The 1144-nt window shown below is 57.4% G+C and carries 1 protein-coding gene; it reads left to right on the top strand.

Annotated elements, in window-relative coordinates; translation table 11 throughout:
* The first annotated feature begins 66 nt into the window (after positions 1 to 66).
* Positions 67 to 1134, top strand: a complete 1068-nt coding sequence (locus tag PVW49_RS23700; RefSeq protein WP_274591806.1) for an IS630 family transposase — start codon at positions 67 to 69, stop codon at positions 1132 to 1134.
* The last annotated feature ends 10 nt before the right edge of the window (positions 1135 to 1144 follow it).

The following is a 1144-nucleotide window of genomic DNA, read 5'->3' on the forward strand; positions in this document are numbered from 1 at the left end:
GTATACTCCGAGTCCCGCATAAGCCGAATTTGGTGACTTGACGGCTGGGCTTGCAACGATTCAGCTATGCCTATGATCCGCCCTGGCTTTCTTTCCTCAGCAGACCGCCTCGAGCTTGAGGCTTGCGTGCGTCGCCAGCGCGAGGATCACGGTATTGCCCGTCGTGCAAATGCGATCCTGCTGCTCGACGACGGCAAGTCCTGCCAACAGATTTCGGACTTCCTGTATCTGGACGACGACACCATCCGCGGCTGGCATAAAACCTACCTGCAAGATGGCTGGGATGCGCTGGCCTTCGACGGCTGGAAGGGCGGTCAGTCCCGTATGACGCAGGCACAGCAGGTTGCGTTGTGCGCTTGGCTGGAAGCGCGCTTCTGTCGCTCGACGGTTGAGATCAGAGCCCATGTCGCGGCTGAATGCGGTCTGAACTATTCCCATTCAGGCTGCATCAAACTTCTGGCCCGACTGGGCTTTGAATACCGCAAGCCCAAGCCCCTGCCACGCGCGGCGTCAGCGGAGAAGCAGACCGCTTTCATCGCATTATACGAGAAGCTGATGCGTGAGTTACCAGCAGATGAAGCCGTCTACTTCGCCGATGCAGTGCATCCGGAATACCAGGCCAAGCCTGCATTTGGCTGGGTGAAGGTTGGATCAAATCCAGCGGTTCTCAGCACGGCAGGGCGCGGTCGTGTGAACATTCATGGGGCTGTGAACCTCGAAACCTTCGATGCACCGTTTGTCGAGCCCACAACCGTTGATGGGGTCAGTGCCGTGCAGCTTCTCACCAAGATCGAGGCGCGCAACCCCGACAAGCGCATCATTCATGTCATCTGGGACAACGCCGCCTATCACAAGGGCCCCGACGTCAGGGCCTTTCTGGCGCGGACGGCTTGCCGTATCCATCTGATCCAGCTGCCGCCCTATTGCCCCCATCTCAATCCGATTGAGCGACTTTGGGCCGTCTTGCATCAATACGTTACCCACAATCGCTACTACCCAAGCCAGAAGCAGTTCGCCAACGCCATCCTTGCATTCATGCGTAAGACCATCCCGCAGGAATGGACGAAATTCCGCGACAAAGTCTCAGACAACTTCCGCGTCATCACCCACGAGAACTTTCGGGTTTTGAAGTAGAAGCGGTATA

The sequence above is a fragment of the Marinovum sp. PR37 genome (assembly GCF_028807375.1).
In the GTDB taxonomy this organism is placed as follows: Bacteria; Pseudomonadota; Alphaproteobacteria; order Rhodobacterales; family Rhodobacteraceae; genus Marinovum; species Marinovum algicola.

What these genes read in the sequence shown, in the direction of transcription:
- PVW49_RS23700 (WP_274591806.1), top strand. Translation starts at nt 67, where the DNA reads ATGCCTATGATCCGCCCTGGCTTTCTTTCCTCAGCAGACCGCCTCGAG.